The sequence below is a fragment of the Paenarthrobacter ureafaciens genome (assembly GCF_004028095.1).
GTDB lineage: Bacteria > Actinomycetota > Actinomycetes > Actinomycetales > Micrococcaceae > Arthrobacter > Arthrobacter ureafaciens.
The window spans coordinates 2,324,170-2,340,569 of sequence record NZ_SBHM01000007.1; the positions used below are offsets into that span (position 1 = coordinate 2,324,170).

General features: G+C 64.2%; 13 protein-coding genes. 8 read left to right on the forward strand and 5 right to left on the reverse strand.

Features of this window, described 5'->3' with window-relative positions; translation table 11 throughout:
• Positions 1-34 precede the first annotated feature (34 nt).
• The 3 genes from AUR_RS15155 to AUR_RS15165 are packed head-to-tail and all read left to right on the forward strand — an operon-like array spanning position 35 to position 2,892.
• Positions 35-952 (forward strand): sugar phosphate isomerase/epimerase family protein, encoded by a 918-nt coding sequence (locus tag AUR_RS15155; protein WP_062099040.1) that lies wholly within the window; start codon positions 35-37, stop codon positions 950-952.
• A 46-nt stretch (positions 953-998) separates the two neighbouring features.
• The gene (locus AUR_RS15160) at positions 999-2,012 is read left to right on the forward strand and encodes a Gfo/Idh/MocA family protein (RefSeq protein ID WP_021473623.1); all 1,014 of its coding nucleotides are present in this window, start codon (positions 999-1,001) and stop codon (positions 2,010-2,012) included.
• A 10-nt stretch (positions 2,013-2,022) separates the two neighbouring features.
• Positions 2,023-2,892, forward strand: coding sequence for a sugar phosphate isomerase/epimerase family protein (locus tag AUR_RS15165; protein WP_021473622.1), 870 nt, complete (start codon positions 2,023-2,025; stop codon positions 2,890-2,892).
• Positions 2,893-2,969: 77 nt separating this feature from the next.
• Here AUR_RS15165 and iolB read toward each other — a convergent pair whose 3' ends face one another.
• The gene (iolB, locus tag AUR_RS15170) at positions 2,970-3,863 is read right to left on the reverse strand and encodes a 5-deoxy-glucuronate isomerase (RefSeq protein ID WP_062095442.1); all 894 of its coding nucleotides are present in this window, start codon (positions 3,861-3,863) and stop codon (positions 2,970-2,972) included.
• Positions 3,864-3,879: 16 nt separating this feature from the next.
• Positions 3,880-4,620, reverse strand: coding sequence for a GntR family transcriptional regulator (locus AUR_RS15175; protein WP_021473620.1), 741 nt, complete (start codon positions 4,618-4,620; stop codon positions 3,880-3,882).
• A 318-nt stretch (positions 4,621-4,938) separates the two neighbouring features.
• Here AUR_RS15175 and AUR_RS15180 point away from each other — a divergent pair, with 318 nt between their 5' ends.
• The 4 genes from AUR_RS15180 to AUR_RS15195 all read left to right on the forward strand — a co-directional run bounded on the left by AUR_RS15180 (position 4,939) and on the right by AUR_RS15195 (position 9,033).
• Positions 4,939-5,934: a substrate-binding domain-containing protein gene (locus AUR_RS15180; protein WP_021473619.1), complete on the forward strand. Its 996-nt coding sequence runs from the start codon at positions 4,939-4,941 to the stop codon at positions 5,932-5,934.
• A gap of 94 nt (positions 5,935-6,028) precedes the next feature.
• A complete protein-coding gene (locus AUR_RS15185) occupies positions 6,029-7,087 on the forward strand; it encodes an ABC transporter permease (protein ID WP_021473618.1) in 1,059 nt (352 codons plus the stop codon).
• Positions 7,088-7,099: 12 nt separating this feature from the next.
• Positions 7,100-8,014 carry an ATP-binding cassette domain-containing protein gene (locus AUR_RS15190; protein WP_031216895.1) on the forward strand — a complete coding sequence of 305 codons (915 nt, stop codon included), beginning with the start codon at positions 7,100-7,102 and terminating at the stop codon, positions 8,012-8,014.
• On the forward strand, positions 8,011-9,033 hold the full coding sequence (locus tag AUR_RS15195) for a Gfo/Idh/MocA family oxidoreductase (RefSeq protein ID WP_062095444.1): 1,023 nt from the start codon (positions 8,011-8,013) through the stop codon (positions 9,031-9,033). The genes AUR_RS15190 and AUR_RS15195 overlap by 4 nt, the downstream gene beginning before the upstream one ends.
• Before the next feature lie 1,105 nt (positions 9,034-10,138).
• On the opposite strand, the gene AUR_RS15200 is transcribed toward AUR_RS15195, so the two are convergent.
• The gene (locus AUR_RS15200) at positions 10,139-12,991 is read right to left on the reverse strand and encodes a chitobiase/beta-hexosaminidase C-terminal domain-containing protein (RefSeq protein ID WP_128397203.1); all 2,853 of its coding nucleotides are present in this window, start codon (positions 12,989-12,991) and stop codon (positions 10,139-10,141) included.
• Positions 12,992-13,256: 265 nt separating this feature from the next.
• Here AUR_RS15200 and AUR_RS15205 point away from each other — a divergent pair, with 265 nt between their 5' ends.
• A complete protein-coding gene (locus tag AUR_RS15205; protein ID WP_062095448.1) occupies positions 13,257-14,396 on the forward strand; it encodes an LOG family protein in 1,140 nt (379 codons plus the stop codon).
• Here AUR_RS15205 and AUR_RS15210 read toward each other — a convergent pair.
• Entirely contained in the window at positions 14,393-15,370 is a 978-nt protein-coding gene (locus AUR_RS15210; protein WP_062095450.1) for a matrixin family metalloprotease, read from the reverse strand. The genes AUR_RS15205 and AUR_RS15210 overlap by 4 nt on opposite strands.
• 161 nt (positions 15,371-15,531) lie before the next feature.
• Complete coding sequence (locus AUR_RS15215; protein ID WP_062099042.1) at positions 15,532-16,368, reverse strand: matrixin family metalloprotease; 837 nt, start codon at positions 16,366-16,368, stop codon at positions 15,532-15,534.
• Between the last annotated feature and the right edge of the window lie 32 nt (positions 16,369-16,400).

A 16,400-nucleotide genomic window follows, 5' to 3' on the forward strand; every position in this document is an offset into this window, starting at 1 on the left:
GGCAGTGGAGGCTATCAAGAAAGACACCGTTGTCATGACTGACGTCGAGAACAAGCTCACCATCGGCACCGCTCCCGATTCCTGGGGTGTTTGGTTCGCGGACGATCCCCAGCAAACACCGTGGGAGCGGTTCCTGGACGAGGTCGCAGAGTCCGGCTACAAGTGGATCGAACTGGGTCCCTATGGCTACCTGCCGACCGACCCCGCCCGCCTCGCGGAGGAACTCAAGCAGCGTGACCTGAAGGTCAGCGCCGGTACAGTCTTCACTGCTTTCCACCGCGGCGCCAAGCAGTACGAGGAAGCCTGGGAGCCCGCCCGCAAGGTAGCCGAACTCACTGCAGCCATGGGCGGCGAACACATTGTGGTTATCCCGGCCATGTGGCGCGACGACGTCACGGGCGAAGCCGTGGAGAACGGCGAACTGACGGACGAACAGTGGGCAGACCTGTTCGCCGGCCACAACCGCATGGGGAAGGTCCTGCTGGAAGACTTCGGGCTGCACCAGCAGTTCCACTCCCACGCCGACTCCCACGTGGGGGCGCAGAAGGACATCGAGACCCTCCTTGCCGCAACGGATCCCCAGTACTTGAACCTGTGCCTGGACACCGGCCACGCCGAATACTGCGGAGCCTCCAGCCTTGAGCTCATCAAGAACTACCCGGAGCGCATCGGCTACCTGCACCTGAAGCAGATCAACCCCGAGGTCCTGGCCGAAGTCAATGAGAAGAACATGACCTGGGCAGCGGCAAACCTGGCCGGCGTCATGACCGAGCCGCCGAACGGCCTTCCGGACCTGCGTGCCGTCATCGAAGCCGTGGAGGGCCTGAACCGCCCCATCTTCGGCATCGTGGAACAGGACATGTACCCGGCAGCCTTCGACGTACCGATGCCGATCGCCAAGCGCACCCGCAACTACCTGCTCTCCTGCGGCTCCCGGACCCGTGTCCAGTAGCACCGTCCAGTAGCAGCCAAACCACACTCACCAAAGGACAGAAACTGTGACAAAGACTCTCCGCGTAGCCGTCATCGGCGCAGGCCGCATGGGTGCTGACCACATCAAGCGCCTCAGCACGCGCATCCACGGTGCTGAAGTTGCCGCCGTCGTCGACGTTGACCTGGCCCGTGCGCAAGCCGCCATTGAAGGCATCGACGGTGCAGTGGCCCTGGCCAGTGCCGACGAGGCCCTCAACAACGGCGACGTCAACGCCGTCCTGATCGCCACGCCGGGGTTCCTGCACGAGGAAATCCTGTACAAGGCGCTGGAGAAAGACTTCCCGATTCTGTGCGAGAAGCCCCTGACCCCGGACGCCGAGAGCTCCTGGAAGGTTGTCCAGGCGGAGCTCGTCCTGGGCCACAAGCGCATCCAGGTTGGTTTCATGCGCCGTTTCGACGCCGAGTACTCGGCTTTGGGTTCCATCATCCGCAACAGCGAATTGGGGGAGCTGTTGATGCTGCACCACCAGCACCGGAACCCGAGCACGCCGGAGGGCTTCACCAATGAGATGCTGATCAACGACTCCGTGGTCCACGAGTTCGACGCCATCCGCTACTTCACCGGCGAGGAGATCACGTCCGTGCAGGTCCGCCTGGGCAAGCCAACGCGCAACGCTCCCAACGGCCAGCACGATCCCCAGCAGGTCCTGATCGAAACCGAATCCGGTGTACTGGCCGACGTCGAAATCTATGTCAACGCCAAGTTCGGCTACCAGGTGGCTACTCAGGCTTCCTTCGAGGACGGCATCGTGAGCATCGGCGGTGACAGCGGCCCGTACGTCCAGACCGCGGGCAAGTGGGGCGGCAACGTCACGCCCGGTTTCGAGGACCGTTTTGGAGCCGCGTACGACGTCGAGGTGCAGGCTTGGGTGGATGCGGCACTTCGCGGCGAAATCGGCGGACCAACGGCATGGGACGGCTACGCCACCGCCGCCTGCTGCGAGGCCGGCGTTGAGGCGCAGAAGTCCGGCGAGAAGGTCAAGGTCCACTTGAACGCCAAGCCGGATCTGTACAAGTAGGGGACTGAACATGAAGATCGCACTTGATCCCACACCCTTCCACCACAGCCACAGCCTGCTGGAGTTCCCCCGCGTTGCTGCCGACCTCGGGTACAAGTACCTGCAGATGACGCCGCACGCGGACCTCATCCCCTTCTACAACCACCCCAAGGCCGACGATGAACTGGTAGGCAAGCTGAAAGCAGCGTGCAAGGATGCCGGCGTGGAAATCGCTTCCGTCCTGCCCGTGCTTCGCTGGTCCGGGCCGGACGAAGATGCCCGTGAGGCCGCTGTCCGCTACTGGAAGCGGGCCATCCGGATTGCCGTGGACCTTGGCGTCCAGACCATGAACACCGAGTTCAGCGGGCGCCCGGAGAAGGCCGAGGAATCCGAGCGTGCCTTCTACCGTTCCATGGAGGAGCTCCTGCCGATCATCGAGCGCGAAGGCCTTGACGTGCTGATTGACCCGCACCCGGACGACTTCGTGGAGGACGGCCTGGCCGCTCTGCGTGTCATCCGCGGCGTCAATTCGCCGAACATCGGGATGGTCTACGTCGCCTCGCACACGTTCCACATGGGCAACAAACCGTTGGAGATCATGCGTGCCGCCGGTGACAAGCTGCGTCTGGTGCACATCTCCGACACCATGAACCACCACGCCTCCCACGGCCTGAGGTACATCACCAACCCGCCCGGGAACGCCGTACGCGTCCACCAGCACCTGAAGATCGGTGACGGGGACGTCAACTGGAACGAGTTCTTTGGTGGCCTCAAGGAGATCGGCTTCCTGGACAAGGAGAACACCGTGATGGTTTCTTCCGTGTTTGCCGAGGACGAGAACGCCGAGGAAGTCTCCCGCTACCAGCTCAAGACCATGACGGATTACATCGCCCAGGCCTAGTAGCGCTGAACACCAAGGAAGCCCCTGTGAATCACAGGGGCTTCCTTAGTGCTTGGAATCAGGCTTATTGTCTGGGGTCAGGCCGTGAACGGGAGCCGCGGGTCCACGTCCTGGCCTTCCCAGGTCTGGCGGATCCAGCCGTGGTGGGGGTCGTCGCTGATGAGCCAGTCCCGGACGCGGCCGGGGCCGGCCATGACGTTCAGGTAGTAGAGGTCGTAGCCGGGTGCTGCCATGGCGGGGCCGTGCCAGCCGTAGGGCACCAGGACAACGTCGCCGGTGCGGACTTCGGCGGAGACGTCGATGGGACGCTCGTCGGAGGCGTAGACGCGGGCGTAGCCGATGGCGTCCGTATCTTCCGGGGCGGGGGAGCCGGGAGCTACGCGGGTTTCAAAGTAGTAGATCTCCTCGAGGCTGGTTTCGCCGTCCTTTTCCTCGTCGTGCTTATGGGGAGGGTAGGAGGACCAGTTGCCGGCGGGGGTGATGACTTCGCAGACGATGAAGCGGTCGGCTTCCAGTGCTGCGGGTGTGCCGAAGTTGTGGACCTGGCGGGAGCAGTTGCCGGCGCCGCGGAGTTCAACCGCGGTTTCTGCGGCGGCGATCAGCCTGGTGGGGTACGACGCTTTGGCGGGTGCGGTCGCGACGGCGACGCGGCCGCCGTCGTTCGAGCTGATGGTGACCGCTTTCTCGATGCCGGTGTAGAGAACGTCGCTTGGCCCGTGGAAGACAGACTGCCGTCCCTGAAGACGGTACTGCTCGCCGTCGACCGTCACCGTGAAGGAGCCGCTCAGCGGCACCACGATGCGTTCCTCGCCCGCGGCGGACAGCTCGACGGCGGAACCTGCGGCGAGCGTCGCCACCTTCAGTCCGGTGTGGGCCCAGCCGTCAACGGCGAGGCTGGAATCGGAGGTGCCGAGGGAGATGTCCCACTTGCCGTCGGCGGCGGATCCAAGAGGGTATACCCAGTTGGCCATAGTTAATGTCCTTGCGTTAGCGCTGTACGAGGGTCATTTCAAAGCTGTAGGAATCGCCGCGGTAGACGTGGTGGCCGGTTTCCACCATGCGTCCGGTGTCGTCCACCGCGGTGCGTTCCATGGTGACCAGGGCCGATCCCACGTCGGTTTCCAGCAGGGGCGCCTGGTAGTCGTTGGCGATCATGGCGCCGATCCGCTGCGAGGCGAGGCGGAAGTTGACGCCGCCGCGCCGCAGGATGGCGTAGAGGCCTTCGCTGGCGAGCTGGGCTTCGTCCATGGTGACGATGTCATCACGGACCCAGTTCTCCATGAGGGCCAGCGGTTTGCCGCCTACTTTGCGGAGCCGGGTGAAGTGGTAGACCTTGGAACCGGCAGGCAGCTGCAGCGCGGCGAGGGTGGCCGCATCCGCTTCGTCGTGGGCGAAGCTCAGCACATCCGTAGTGGGCTTTTTGCCGTTGTTGCTGAGGTCGTCGTAGAGGCTGGAGAGCTCCAGAGGACGGCGGACCTGACTGGCAACAACCTGCGTTCCCACGCCGCGCTTGCGGACAAGGAGTCCGGCGCGGACCAGTTCGTCCATGGCCTTGCGCATCGTGGGTCGTGACAGGTTGAGCTGCGCCGCGAGGTCGATCTCGTTGTCCAAGCGGCTGCCCGGTTCCAGGACGCCGCTGTGGATGGCAGCTTCAATGCCTTGGACAACTTGGTGGTAGAGCGGCACCGGGGACGAACGATCGATGCTGAGGCTGAGTTGGTTCGCCACTGGTTTCCTCCTGGACGGCTGTGCATGACCGGCGGGAGCAGGGTTTCGGCTCCTCTGCCGGAAGGATGTATTTGTCCGTTCATGTTCTCTTGATAGGACATACTGCCTTTTCCTGATCATAGCAGCCGGGTTTCCGCCGTCAAGGAAGTGGCCTTGAGGGACGTGTTCCTTGACTGGTACGAGGGGTTGAAACGTAAAAACATCCTAATGTCAGGACAAAGTATTGACAAAGTGTGAGGTCAGTCACCATGATCTGAGTAGTGGATGGTTCGGATACGAGTCTCCGGACACCCCAAGCTGACATCAAAGGAGATAACGGTGGCAAAATTCTCGTGGCGCAAAGCGGCCCTCGCCGCAGCAGTGGTTCCCCTCATAGCACTGAGCGCCTGTTCGAGCCAGGGCGGCAGGCCGTCCGATTCCGGTGGTGGAGCTGCCGCCGGCCAGGTGGCCTCCACCGACCGCATCAAGGTAGCCCTCATCACGCACGCCGCAGCAGGTGACACCTTCTGGGACATCGTCCGTAAGGGTGCCGAGGAAGCCTCAGCCAAGGACAACGTCGAACTGCTTTACACGAGCGATCCCGAAGCCGGGCGGCAAGCCCAGTTGGTGCAGCAGGCCATTGACCAGAAGGTTGACGGCATCGCAGTAACGGTCGCCACCCCTGACGCCCTGAAGGACGTCCTGAAGAAGGCAACCGACGCCGGCATCCCCGTAGTCAGCCTCAACGCCGGTGAGTCCGTATCCGCCAAGCTCGGAGCATTCACCCACTTCGGTTCCAACGAACAGTTGGCCGGCGAAGCCGTGGGCACCCGCCTCGCCGCTGAAGGGTACAAGCACCCGGTCTGCGTCATCCAGCAGCAGGGCCACGTCGGCCTGGAAGCGCGCTGCGCAGGCGTGAAGGCCAAGGTCCCCGCCACTGAGATCCTCTACGTGGACGGCAAGGACATGACAGCGGTTCAGTCCACCGCCACCGCCAAGCTCCAGGCTTCCAAGGACGCAGACGTCATCATCGGCCTCGGTGCTCCGATCACGCTGACCCTCCTGAAGTCCGTCACGGATGCGGGAAGCTCCTCCAAGGTAGCCAGCTTCGACCTCAATGCTGAACTTGCCCAGAAGATCGTTGATGGCAACGTCATCTTCACCGTGGACCAGCAGCCCTGGCTCCAGGGCTACATGTCCGTTGACGCCCTGTGGCAGGCCAAGCGCGGCGGCTTCAAGATCGGTGGCGGCCAGCCCGTCCTGACCGGTCCCACCATCGTGGACAAGGCCAACGCCTCTGACGTCCTCAAGTTCGCCCAGCAGGGCGTCCGCTAATCCAGGCATCAGGCTGCGCGGCCCACACCGCGCAGCCTGACCAACCGCGAAGCCTGAACAACCGCGAAGCCTGAAACAACAAGGAGTCATCCCCATGGCAAGCACAGCAACCCTGCCACCGGCACCAGCCCCGGCGTCCGGTGACGAACGGGTAGGACGCCGCAACCCGTTCCAGAAATTCCTCGCCCGCCCGGAGGTCGGCGCCCTCGTTGGCGCAGTAGTCCTCTTCATCTTCTTCGCCTCCGTATCGCAAACCTTCACCCAGCCCAATGCCCTGGCCACAGTGCTCTACGGGTCCTCAACCATCGGCATCATGGCCGTCGGTGTTTCCCTGCTGATGATCGGCGGCGAGTTCGACCTTTCCACCGGCGTCGCCGTCATTTCCTCGGCCCTGACAGCCTCGTTGTTCAGCTGGTACTTCTCCATGAACGCCTGGGTCGGTGTCCTGCTGGCACTGGTGGTTTCCCTTGCCATCGGATTCATCAACGGCTGGATCCTCATCAAGACCAAACTGCCCAGCTTCATCGTCACCCTGGCGACCTTCCTCATGCTGACCGGCCTGAACCTGGCACTCACCCGGCTTGTGGGCGGTTCCGTTTCCTCGCCGTCGATCTCCAAGCTTGACGGCTTCGAATCTGCCCGCGCAGTCTTCGCCTCGTCCATCAGCATCGGCGGGGTGGAAGTGAAGATCACCGTCTTCTTCTGGATCGTCCTGGTTGCCGTGGCCTCCTGGATCCTGCTCCGGACCCGGATCGGCAACTGGATCTTCGCCGTCGGCGGTGACGCGAACGCTGCCCGCGCAGTTGGCGTGCCGGTGACCAAGACGAAGATCGGCCTCTTCATGGCCGTCGGCTTCTGCGGCTGGATCCTCGGCATGCACAACCTCTTCGCCTTCGACGCCGTCCAATCCGGCGAAGGCGTCGGCAACGAGTTCCTCTACATCATCGCCGCGGTCATCGGCGGCTGCCTCCTCACCGGCGGTTACGGATCGGCGATCGGCGGGGCCATCGGTGCCTTCATCTTCGGCATGGCCAACAAGGGCATCGTGTACGCACAATGGAATCCGGACTGGTTCAAGTTCTTCCTGGGCTTGATGCTGCTGCTGGCTACCATCGTCAACCTCATCGTCAAACGCCGGGCAGAGCTGAAGTAAGGGGCCGGACCAATGAACGCACAACGAATCGACCAGCAAACCCTGCTAAGAGACGAGAAAGATCCTTTGACCCACACGCCCGTGCATCTGCTCTCCCTCGAAGCGGTCGGAAAGCACTACGGCAACATCATCGCGCTGCGGGATGTCACCATGGCCGTGGACAACGGCAGGGTCACCTGCGTCCTGGGCGACAACGGCGCCGGCAAGTCCACGCTGATCAAGATCATCGCCGGCCTGCACCAGCACGACGAGGGCAGCTTCAAGATCATGGGCGAGGAGCGCAAGCTCGGCTCACCCCGTGAAGCCCTCGACGCCGGGATCGCGGCCGTGTACCAGGACCTCGCCGTCGTGTCGCTCATGCCGATTTGGCGGAACTTCTTCCTCGGTTCCGAACTCACAACCGGCGTAGGCCCGTTCAAGCGCATGGATGTCCAGAAGATGAAGGACATCACCAAGAAGGAACTCGCGGACATGGGCATCGACCTGCGCGATGTGGAGCAGCCCATTGGCCAGCTCTCGGGCGGTGAACGACAATGTGTCGCGATCGCCCGCGCCGTGTACTTCGGGGCAAAGGTCCTGATCCTCGACGAGCCGACAGCCGCGCTGGGAGTCAAGCAGTCCGGCGTCGTACTTCGCTACATCCTGCAGGCCCGCGACCGCGGCCTCGGCGTCATCTTCATCACCCACAACCCGCACCACGCGTACCCCGTGGGCGACCGGTTCCTGCTGCTCAAGCGCGGCAAATCGATTGGTTACTACGAGAAGAAGGACATCACGGTCGAGGAACTCACGGCCCAAATGGCCGGCGGCGCCGAACTGGCCGAACTCGCCCACGAACTCGAACAACTCGGCGGACACACCGAAGCGCTCAATGAGGTCAAGGCCGAAGTAGCAGACGTAGCCGACGCAGCACCGGAGAAGGCATGAAGGAAATAACGCTCGGCCTGGTGGGTGTGGGCCGCATCGGTGTGATGCATGCCCGGAACATCAGTGCGTTGAACGAGCAACTCAATCCTGAAGGAGTCAACGTCAGGCTCAAACTGACGGACGTTGCCGAGGAACACGCACGATCGGTGGCCCGGGACTTCGGCGCGGAGTACTTGCCGTCCGTGGAAGCCTTGATCGCCGCCGGCATTGACGGGTTGGTCGTGGCCACCGGGACAGCAACCCATCCGGATCTGATCATGGCGGGCGTTGATGCCGGTATTCCGGTCTTCTGCGAGAAGCCGGTGGCCGTCAACGTGGTAGAGTCCCTCCCGGTCCTGGACTACATCCGGGAAAAGGGCGGCACGGTCCAAATCGGACACCAGCGCCGCTTCGATTCCGGCTACCTCGAGGCCAAGCGGGCCTATGACGCCGGCGAACTCGGCTGGATCCATTCCCTGCGAGCGGTCACCTGCGACATGGCGCCGCCGCCCGTGTCCTTCCTCGCAACCTCAGGCGGACTCTTCCGGGACTGCTCGGTCCACGACTTCGACATCCTCCGCTGGTTGACGGGACGGGAAATCGTGGAGGTTTACGCGAAGGGCTCCAACAACGGCGACCCTGCAATCGGTGAGGTGGGCGACGTCGATACCGCTTTGGCAGTGGTGACGTTCGACGACGGCACTGTAGGCACGGTGTCGGCCAGCCGCTACAACGGGGCCGGGCATGATGTCCGGCTGGAGCTGCAGGGCTCGGAAGGATCCGTGGTGGTGGGCATGGACGACCAGATGGCGCTGCGTTCCGGAGAGCGCGGAATCACCTTCCCGGCGGGGACTCCGCACAAGACCTTTGCCGAACGGTTCGACCAGGCCTACCGCTCCGAAATGGCCGCGTTCGTGGAAGTGATTCTGGGGGAGCGCAAGAACCCCTGCACTCCCGAGGACGCGGTGGCCGCTTCCCGCGTGGCGGATGCGGCACAGGAATCGTTGGAGACGGGCGTCCCCGTGAGAGTCCCGGTGTAACTCTCTATCACTTCCCGACGCTTTTCCGCGGTTGCTCTATCACTTTCCGACGTTTTTCTACGGTTGCTCTATCACTTTCCGACGCCTTTCCGCGGTTGCTCTGCCAGATCCCGCGGGAAGGTTCGACGGCGGCACTCGGCCTGAGTGCCGCCGTCGAGCTTTTGGTGCGGATGGCTTTCCCTCCCAGCTCCGTTTACCCCGCAACCCTTCCCGCCGAATGCACCCAGTGCTAAGGGGGCATTCGGAGGCAAAGGGTGCGCCACCTGAGTGACGGACGCGGCACAGGAATCGTTGGAGACGGGCGTCCCCGTGAAAGTCCCGGTGTAACGCTCTATCACCTCCCGACGCCTTTCTGCGGTTGCTCTGCCAGATCCCGCGGGAAGGTTCGACGGCGGCACTCGGCCTGAGTGCCGCCGTCGAGCTTTCTGTGCGGCTGGCTTTCCCTCCCACTGGCGTCCCGCCCAGGTCCGTCTACCCCGCAACCCTTCACGCCGAATGCAGCCAGTGCTACGGGTGCATTCGGCGGCAAAGGGTGCGCCACCCCGAGTGGTGGACGCGGCACAGGAATCGTTGGAGACGGGCGTCCCCATGAAAGTCCCGGTGAAACGCTCTATCATTTCCCGACGCTTTTCCGCGGTTGCTCTATCACGTCTCGCGGGAAGGTTCGACGGCGGCACGGCCTGGGTGCCGCCGTCGAACTTTCTGTGCGGCTGGCTCCCTGCCCGATTGGCGTCCCGCCCAGGCCCGTCCACCCCGCAACCCTTTCCGCCGAATGCCCCCAGTGTTCCCCACCGGTCAGGCCCCAGACCGCGGGCACCAAACCCCAGTGGCAGAGGGATGGTGGGGAGGGGGCGGGATGTGTGAGAGAGGAACCGGCAAAACCGGGTGGGATGTGGCAGAGGAACCGGCAAAACCCGGTGAGATGTGGGAGAGGGGTGGTGGGGAGGGGGTGGGATGTGGCAGAGGAACCGGCAAAACCCGGTGGGATGTGGAAGAGGGATGGTGAAAAAGGGGTGGGATGTGGGAGAGGGAGGGGGCGTGGCTGACGCGGGCCGGATGAGTCTGGGGGAAAACTCCGACCCGCGCCAGGTGTGTGGGGGTTGGATCAGGCGATGACTTTCATTCCCTGCCAACCCGTGCCCAAGCTGATCGGCGGCACGTTGCCCAGCGTTCCGCCACCCGATCCGGGGTACAGCCACAAGGTGTCTCCGATGCGGCCGAGGACGTCGTTCTTGCCGTCGCCATCAAGATCCCTGGGGCCGGCCAGCGCAGTGCGGGTGCTCCACCCGGTTGCGATCTGCTTCCAGGTCAGCCAGCCTCCGGAGCCATTTCCCGGATATAGCCATAATGCCCCTGTGTCGGTGCGCCGCGCCAGTACGTCCCCCTTGCCGTCACCGTTGAAATCGCCGGTGCTGAAGATGGCGTTCATGACGTCCCAGCCCCAGCCGACGGTGTAGGGCGAGCGTTGTCCGCCGCTACCGTTTCCTTCGTAGAGACGCAGTTCTCCGTTGCTCCTGCGGCCGATGAAATCGGGGATGCCGTCGCCACTGAAGTCGCCGGGGGAGAAGATCTGGGACATGGTGGTCCAGCCTGTGCTGACCTGTTTCCGGGCGCCGAAGCTGCCGGCTCCGTCGCCGGGGTAGAAGTACAGGATGTCTCCGGCACGGGCCAGAAGATCGTTCTTGCCGTCCCTGTTGAAGTCGCCCGGAGTGATGGTGTCGGTGATCGAGGACCAGGCCGGAGCCGCGAGGGCCACTTGCCGCGGCAGGAGTCCGCCGGCGCCGTCGCCCGGGTAGAGGTACAGGTTGCCGGCGGTGTCCGCAGCCAGGACGTCGGAGCGGCCGTCACCGCTGAAGTCATGGGTCGACGGCGGCCCGGCGGCGGGAACGGTGTAGGTTTGGGTTCCCACGGTCGAGGTATTTCCCTCCGCGTCCACTCCGATGTACTTGAGGGTCAGGGTGGAGTTGCCCATCACGAGGGGAACGGTGTACTTGAGGTTGGTTGCGGATTCGGTGGTCGTCGGCGTGCTGCCGTCGGTGGTGTAGTAGATGGTTGCCGTTTCATTGGCGCTTAGGGTGATGGTGGCACCGTTGGCGAGGGCCCGCCCCGTCGGGTTGGCCGTGATCACCGGGGCAGTGGTGTCCGGGGGAATGGTGTAGGTCTGTGTCGCCACGTCGGAGGTGTTGCCCGCGGTGTCCTTCGCAAAGTACTTCAGCGTCATGGGACCGGGGCCCGTGAAGGTGATGGGTGCCGTGTACAGCAGACCTGCGGTGAGGGGGTCGGTGCCATCCTTCGTGTAGCGGATCTCGGCGGCCTCGTTGGCGGTGAGGGTGATGTTCGTCCCTGCTGCGTATTCTCCGCTGGCCGGGTTGGCCGTCACGATGGGTTTGGTGACATCGGGCCCGGTGGAGTAGGTCTGGGTGACCACTGCGGAGGAGTTGTTGGCGCCGTCCACTGCGAAGTACTTCAGCGTCAGCGGCCCGTTCAGGATGATCGGTGCCGTGTACTTGGTGCTGGCCGTGGTGGGCGTGGAGCCGTTGGTGGTGTAGTAGATCGTCGCGGTTTCGTTGGCCGTCAACGTGATGGCCTGGCCTGCGGCGTAGGTTCCGCCCTCGGGTGCCGCGGTGACCACCGGCGCCACGTTGTCCGTGCCGAGGTAGGCCTCGAACTCCGCCAGTCCGGCATTCGTGGTGCTGCCGCTGACTGAGGTGATGTTGAAGCGCACCGAGCTCACGGTCTTGGCGGGGAAGTTGATGGTAAGCCCGGAGCCGTTGTTGGGCAGAGCCGGAACGGGGACCGTGCTGCCGTCCGAGAACACGAGGTTTCCGCCGGTCACCTGGTCGCTGAGGATCGGCCGGTCGCCAAGTGTCACGGCGTTGATCGTACGGGTGGGTGTGAAGTTGTATTGGATCCAGCTTCCTGCCTTCTCGCCGGCAGACACCCATTCACGGGACGCGTCCATCGGCGCACCCCAGAAGTAGCCGTCCCGGGCTTTTTCGGGGCTTTGGGCGGAGGCCTTCTGTGATGACGCGCTGACTGTGGTGCCCGTTGATTTGGCAGCGTTGCCCACCCACTCGATGGCCGTGATGTACTGCCGCTTCAACCACTCGTTGTAGGGGGAGTCCGGGCACCCTTCTCCAGGGCTGTTGCAGAGATACATATCGAAGTCTGCGAACCGGACAAACGTATCCACCTTGGCGGTCAGTTCAGATCCGGTGACGTTCTGCGGGTATTCGTCGATGACGTAGGCGTCATAGGCCATGGAGGTGTGCGGCCCGGTGTAGCTGCGGGTGGCCAGTTGCGCGAACTTGGCTGTGGCCCAGTGGTCGCTGTGGTCATAAGGGCTGTTGAAATTCCCGGTCCAGTCCTGCGTGCGGAACGTGGTGGGTTTGAAGTTCGCGACCAAGCGGTTGAGGGCGGTCTGGAACTGGGACTTGGTAAACGTGGCGGCGTTATCCACGGGCCTGATGGAGGACAAGCGGCCGTCCCACAGCTTGAGGATGCTTTGGGAATTGTAGGCAGCGCTCCCCAAACCGTTGGGGAAGCCGTCCGGCAAGCGCATGAACACCACCGAGATGTTCGGCGCGCCGTTGAGCGTCTGCATGGTCAGCGGCCGGTTGGGGACACCGGCGTCGGAGGTCGTCCAGGAGTCCGCCACACCGGCCATCTTGGCGTAGCTGGCCCTGATTCCCGCCTCCAGGCTGCGCCAGTACGTGGCCCCTTCGCCCGCTTCCCCTGCGGTGGTGAAGACGGTTTGGACGCATCGTTTCGCCTGGATGTCGCGCATGAAGTCGGGACTCAGGAAGATCAGGTCGTCATCGGTATGGCCCACGATCTGCATGGCCCCGCCGGTCCCCGCGCATGGGGGCACGGCGGCGGACGCAGGTGCAGCAGATGCCAACACGAGCCCGCCAAAGGCCAGGACAGGGCTGAGGACCGCACCAAGGACCCGGCGCATCAAAGAAGGACGGCTTAGCAAGGGATTCGGATGACTCGGTCGACTGAAAAGATGTGAACGGACCACAACAATGCTCCTTGAGCAGACGTTGGGCCCCCCAGCCGGCGAACTTCAGACGCCCGTAATGAACGCCATTCGAATAAATTTGTGCTGTTCCTGCCGGCTGCCGTCGGAGACGGAAACCGGTGCAGTGACCGCTACTGTACTCCTCGGGTCCAACGCTGGGTAGGCCTGCCGTTGAACTTTTCGCCACTACGCTGGGTCCATGACCCCGTCAGGTGCCCTCAATCCCAATCCGCGAACCCTTGATGTTGAAAGCCTCATCCACTTCGACCGCTTGGTCAGCGCCGGGGCGCATTCAATGCACGGCTGGCACGCCCAGTCCCTGGACCTGCGCGGGCGCTCCCGTGAACTGCTGGCGCTGAACCCCCAGGGCGCGATCTTCCTGGGCTGCACGTTCGACGACGGCGTGGAGGACCAGCTGCGGAGCCAGGGGGCGCTCATCTTCCCCAAATTGCAGGGTGTTCCGTTCAACCCCTACCGGGGCAGCCTCTACACGGCGGCCGAACTGTATCCCGGCATCTCCACCAAGGAATACGAGCACACTTTGGACGCGCGGGTCTATCACTGGAGCATCCTGCCCGGCCAGCGCTCCCGGCTTGACTCAACACTCGCCGCGGCCCTGCACGATCACGCGATCGGCGACGCCCTGGAAGAAGCCATGGCCAACGGGGCGCTCGCCGGGTCCAGGCTGGTGGGTGTCATGGGTGGCCATGCGGCGCAGCGCAGCAGCCGGGAGTTCTCCGACGCCGCCCGCTTGGGCCGCTTGCTCGCGCACGCGGGACTCACGGTGGCCACCGGAGGCGGTCCGGGTGCCATGGAAGCGGCCAACATGGGTGCCTACCTCAGCGCAATGCCCGACGACGACTTCCGCGCCGCGGTGCAGCAACTCGCCGCCGTCCCGGGGTTCCGCCCCTCGGTGACGGCGTGGGCGCGCCAGGCAGCCGCCGTCGTCGAAAATTATCCGGACGGTACGTCGACGCTGGGCATCCCCACCTGGTTCTACGGCCACGAACCGCCCAACCTGTTTGCCACCCACATTGCCAAGTACTTCGCCAACGCCATTCGTGAAGCCATCCTGCTGGAACTGTGCAACGGCGGAATTATCTTCCTCCCGGGAGCGGCCGGTACCGTGCAGGAAATCTTTCAGGACGCGTGCGAGAACTACTACGGAGCCCCGGAAACCATCACCCCCATGGTGCTGGTGGGCCGCGACCACTGGGAGAGGACATACCCGGCGTGGCCCATGCTGCAAAGCCTCGCCGCAGGACGTCCCATGGACCGGCAGATCTTCCTCGTGGACACGGTGGAGGAAGCAGTGGCGATCGTGGTGGGTTCGGCCTAGAAATTCTTGCTGCAGGGGCCCTTGCCGAGTTCGGCGAGGCCTGTCCGGTCACCGGCCGCGTATTGGCGCACCCACGAGGCTTGGTCGTACATCAGCTGGCGCGCGTCATCCACGTGGTCCAAGCCCAGCAGGTGCCCCAACTCGTGCATGATCACTGCCACCCCGATCTCCCTGCCCCGGGGCGAATCCATGATTCCGGTGAACTGGGGAGCATCCAATGCCACTGAACCGGTGACATACGCCTTGTACCCGTTACTCAGGCCGATGGACGAGCTTCCGCCCAGACCGACGGTTTGCCCGGCCAGGCGCGGCACTTCTTCGGGGGTGCTCCACACAATGAGCACGGGAGCCCACCGGTCACCGTACATTTCCGGTTGGTAGCCCTCCCTGTTGGCTGACGGCAGCTCGGACGTGGGACCGTCGTAGATGAACTGGAGGCCGGTGGCAAGGCTCGCCTGCCGGATGGCCTCCTCGACCAGGGGCTGCCAGGAGGCCGGTGCCCTGGTGGAGTTGACCACGTAATGGATCGGCCTGCAGGGGGAATAGGCCACGGGTGATCCGTCGTCCTTCACGGCCAGGAATTTGTAGGAAGAACTGGTGGGCCGCACAACCGGCGGGGTGCCCAGCGGCGCGTCCGCTTCCTCGCGCCCGGGAAGTGGATCCTCGCGTTGCCCGAACGGCAGGACACCCGGCCTGGGCGCTTGGCTTTGGGCCGTGGAACCGCCGCCCATCCAGTGCTGCAGCTCACCGCCGAAGTACGCCCCGGCACACACCAGCCCAAGGACAACAAAGAGGAAGAAGACCGCCACGATGCTGCTGTGCTTGATCGGCCGCGTGGGCTGGTCGAGGGGGCCGCGCGGGTGCGTGGACCAAGGCGGCACCCCGACGGCGGGCGGGACCCCGGCAGGCTCGTCCGGGGATCGGCGCGCCGGGGGATAGGGGTCCGGCCCTTTCGGCGACCCATCAGGTTCCATTGAGCCCCCTGACCGGCGGCCGAAGCTGCGCGGTGGGCTGCCGCCGTCGGCCGTTTGGGCCAGCTTAGGACCCGCCAGCGGGGGAAGTCCATGGCAGGACGCCAGGCAAGGGGCGCCCGCACCCGCCAACCCCGTGCCACCAACCTGTCGGGACGGTACGCCTAGATGTCCTTCCGGCAGGGAGCCGAAGCCAGCATGCTCATGCCTGTCAGGTCACCGTCCGCCAAGCCGTCAGGCGCTCCGATCTCCGGGTACATCAGCTGGATGGGGTCTTCAACATGGTCCAGTCCCAGCACGTGTCCCAGTTCGTGCTGCATGACGGCAAGTACGAAGTCTGCGCCGCCATCTTCTGCCAGGAGTTCCGAGATTTGGGGTGTATCCAATTCCAGGCTTCCGGTGATGTAGCTCTTGGTCCCGTTGTTGATCGAATACATGGTGCTGCCGCCGGTGCCGATCACCTTGTCCGCCAAGGCAGGAGCAACCTCCGGCGTGGTCCACGAGATCAGCAAAGGCGCCCAGCGCTCGCCGTACTTCCCTGGCTGGTACGGCTCCCGCTTGTCCACGGGCTGTTCGTCGGTGGATCCGTCGTCGATGAACTGGATGCCGGCCGCAGCAGACACGTTGGCGAGGGCCGTTTCAAGGAGCTCGTCCGTGCCTGCGGGCGCTGCGGCGTCATTCACGACGTAGTGCAGCGGACGGCACGGTGAATAGCCAACCGGCGTGCCGTCGTCGTTGGTTGCCAGGAACTTGTAGGAATCGTTGGCGAGGTGGAGCGCCGACGGCGAGACCAGCGGCTTATCCGCTTCTTCCAGCCCAGGCGGAGGTGCGTTCAAGGCCCGGGGGAACGGTTCCTGGTCCTGGCCACCGGGCTGCACGTTGGGCATGGCGAGCCCCGGGACAAGGCCGGTGATACGGGGATCGTTGTGCAGGAAGCCACTGACGACCACCGCCACGGAGGCAGTCACGGCTGCCGTGAGGAGGCCCAGGACCGGACGCAGCACGCGTCCTTTCCGGCGGCGCCTTGGCACCC